The organism is bacterium, from assembly GCA_037131655.1.
Taxonomy (GTDB): domain Bacteria; phylum Armatimonadota; class Fimbriimonadia; order Fimbriimonadales; family JBAXQP01; genus JBAXQP01.
The window spans coordinates 1-3,310 of record JBAXQP010000297.1; the positions used below are offsets into that span (position 1 = coordinate 1).

Sequence of the window (3,310 nt, forward strand, 5' to 3'; positions counted from 1 at the left end):
GTATAGATCATCATAGCCCGGCCAAGCTGGGACATGTTGTTCAGGCACGTAACTGAACGCGCCTTCTCGCGTGCTGCCGCAAACACAGGAAATAGGATTGCCGCTAAGATGACAATGATCGCAATCACCACCAGCAGCTCAATCAGGGTAAATGCTTTTGCAGTTCTTTTGAGCCTCAAACTAACACCTATGCCCGCGTAGAGACATTGCTAGCAACAAAACTGTAGCATAGTTTCATCATACCACTATAAAGTGAAAAGATAGCTCAAATAGTGAATGAACAGCTTTAAGGGGATTCATTTAGCTGTGAAGCGCATTCCTCAGCACAGGTGGGGCAGATTCCGTGGGTGGTTTCCGTGTCGTAACCTTTGGCGAAGTACTCTTCAAGAGGAAGCCACTCATCGTTGTGATGGATATGCCGACACCAAGCACATAATCGAATGTAACTTTCCACTCGATAGAGCCTTGTCAGTAACCTTTTTGTATACTTATAGACCACAAACCACACAACCCCGGCCATTGCGACTTCCAATACTGCTTGCCGCCAATCGCTTTGAACAACTCCGCCAAACAACCTTGCCGGCAAAGCCATCAATTCATTCAGCACTGATAGGACAACAATCAACAAAAAACCAATGCTCTCAAACCAGAGTATCTTGCTTGTCTTATTATTTGAAGTCATTTCTTCCACCCTTTGAGCGCCCGAACGAAATTATTAATCCCGGGCACACCCTTGATGCAACAGATATCCTTCAATAAACGTGGCATAACCATCAACTTCAAACATGGAAGAAATGCGGCAAGGTCATTCAGAATTAAAACAGCGCCAATCCCTGAAGCGCTTTCATTATTACTAGATACAGAGAATGGAAGAATTTTGTTCCAACTGCAGAGAATACTACGTAACCGTCACAACCCCCAACTGAACCAAGTCTGAGGTCTGGCCGGTGGGGAATTTCACGAAGCGGATAGCGGCGCCATAGGCGCCTTTCTTAATCGTCACGTCATAAGTGAGCGGGTAATCGGCAAAGGGGACAAACGCCTGACTGCGATAGCCTTTCACCTGCGGGGTCACTACCACCGACTTGAGAGGCTGCAGCAAAAGCTCGGTCATCACCATCGGGTCATTCGGGCCCGAGGCGGTAAAGCGCACCTTCCCGCTCATGCCGGCCGCCGATAGAGTGATCCCGTCCCCCAGGAACTTATCGGTCGGCGGGGTGCGGGGGATATCCGCCTGCGGGTTGACCTGGAGCACTTTGGTGACCAAAGCCGTAAATTCATTATAGGGTGAAGGCGAGGCCGGCCGTTTGGTAGGACTTATCCCATTCCAGAGGGACTTAGCATATGTGGCCCACTGCGCCAGCTCAACGGATGTTAGGCTGTGATAAGCGATGGCTACAGTCCTCAGGCGTTCCCGAGCAGCGACCTGTGCGGGAGTTCGAGGATCCTTTGGAGTGACGCGCTCGCGCATATAAAGGCGCCCTCCCGTCCCACGGACAAAGATAACATTGCCCAGCCTGCCGCTTACCTGATTAAGAAATGGGTTTGTTGAAACTTGTGCCATTGAAACTGCTCCCTATTGGCGGGGAAGCTATCAGCGTTCAGCTTTCAGCCTAAAATCCTCCGCCACCAACAGGAATTATCGGCACTAAAGGCCGTCCACTAGAGGGTCAAACGGGATAGAAGTTGAGTAGAGGATCGGTTGTAGCATGCCTGCAGCATGCCTACATCATGCCTCTAACATGCCAGACAAGGCATGCTGTAGGCGTGTTGGGAGCACTCTGCCAGCAAGTGTCAACTCACCTCCAACTAATCTTCAACTTCCCTCCCCCTTACCGTGGCCCAAAGTCCCAGTGCCATTATCAGGCTTCTGCGTCACCGTTCCAGACAGGTCCTTCACTACGTTCAGGATGACACCCTTTCAGGGTGTTAAGGTGGGGTTTGTGTCCGCTCCACTCGAAAATGTACTTAGACAGCAATTGGGCTTTTGTTTCATTGTGATTTCGGGTTGCATATAACCATAGCGACACTTGAGAACCGGCTGCAAAGGCTTGATAGATCAGATTGTTAGTCCGACATTTGCCATGATATTCTTCAATGAAGCAATTCTTAGGGGAGATGCTGCCAAGCCCTTGGTTTATACGCCATGCCAGCATATGGGTCGCTCCGATATACTTAACCTCACGATCAACCACAATTGCATAAACACCCGCAGTCTTTGTATGGCCCTTAATCCTGAACTTGACGAACGGTCCATGTCCATATTTGTGGAGTGGCAGGTTGTCTATGTTATCAAATTTCGCCTGGGGCATGCGCTCCACGAGCGAGCCGTCAGGGCGTCGTTGGGGTTCAAGATTAGCAACCCGTGTGAACTTATAGTTCTCAACTATGAGGCTTTGTTCCCCATTATCCGTCACCAAAGCACGCGTGGGCATATTTATAATCGTTCGCATTGGAGTAGCCTGTCGGCGAAATTGGACCCACTCATCCTTAACAGCAACTTTGTCCACCCTCCAACCAGCCCCCATCCATGCCTGAGTATGTGTATGACCTTGGGGGTTGACAGAGTTTACCCACCATTTACGATGAGTGTAAACGCAAGAGGGGAGCTTGAAACCAAGAATAGCTTCGATCTCGGAATAGGTACACTTCATCGCAGAAATAGTGTCCGGAATTCCTTTCAGAAACTGCCGCAGAGGCTCATATTTGGTCTTTCTTACCTTCTCCTGAAAGTAAGGTTGCTCCTCCGGACCTTGTGCGCAAGAATGCTTCTGAGCCGTCATACCGATAGATTCAGCGACGTTTTGTGCTTCTTGTAAACTACCGAATGGACCATACCAATAATAACGTTTAACAAGACATTTGCTTTTGTAAGTGCGATTACCTTTATTACAGTAACCACACTTGGCGTCATGGATAATCGCATTAGACTTTATTCCGTTTTTCACATATAAATAAAAGCTTCGCATTGTGGCCATCCTTTTGGTTTACTGTACCGTTTGAAAATTGATTGATACACTAATAAGACTTAGCGCCTATTGTAGCAAAATCCCAGTTGTATATCAAGACCAGATCGCTAGCCCCACTGCACAAAGAGAGAGCTTCGTTAGCACAGGGGGGAGAGGCATTCCTCCTCCCCCTGTTTTAACCAACCTGATAATACAAGCTACTTTTCTGAACAGGGGGAGGATACAGGTGGGGGTTCTTGAACATCATAATCAGCATTCCGTTAACTTCCAGTCAGATTCCACGCTCCGCTCTGAATGACACAACTTTGTTGTGTTGGGGTGGGGTGTGTAATCAGCGTCAT

The 3,310-nt window shown here is 48.5% G+C and carries 4 protein-coding genes; all 4 read right to left on the reverse strand.

The annotated features are described in order from the left end of the window. A partial coding sequence (locus tag WCO51_11425) for a prepilin-type N-terminal cleavage/methylation domain-containing protein (GenBank protein ID MEI6513864.1) occupies positions 1-179 on the reverse strand: 179 nt, incomplete at its 3' end. Positions 180-286: 107 nt separating this feature from the next. Further along, positions 287-682 (reverse strand): hypothetical protein, encoded by a 396-nt coding sequence (locus tag WCO51_11430; GenBank protein ID MEI6513865.1) that lies wholly within the window; start codon positions 680-682, stop codon positions 287-289. A 216-nt stretch (positions 683-898) separates the two neighbouring features. After that, positions 899-1,564, reverse strand: a complete 666-nt coding sequence (locus tag WCO51_11435) for a hypothetical protein (GenBank protein ID MEI6513866.1) — start codon at positions 1,562-1,564, stop codon at positions 899-901. 298 nt (positions 1,565-1,862) lie between these two features. Beyond that, on the reverse strand, positions 1,863-2,969 hold the full coding sequence (locus WCO51_11440; protein ID MEI6513867.1) for a hypothetical protein: 1,107 nt from the start codon (positions 2,967-2,969) through the stop codon (positions 1,863-1,865). Positions 2,970-3,310 lie beyond the last annotated feature (341 nt).

What these genes read in the sequence shown, in the direction of transcription:
- WCO51_11430 (MEI6513865.1), bottom strand. Translation starts at nt 682, where the DNA reads ATGACTTCAAATAATAAGACAAGCAAGATACTCTGGTTTGAGAGCATT.
- WCO51_11440 (MEI6513867.1), bottom strand. Translation starts at nt 2,969, where the DNA reads ATGCGAAGCTTTTATTTATATGTGAAAAACGGAATAAAGTCTAATGCG.
- WCO51_11435 (MEI6513866.1), bottom strand. Translation starts at nt 1,564, where the DNA reads ATGGCACAAGTTTCAACAAACCCATTTCTTAATCAGGTAAGCGGCAGG.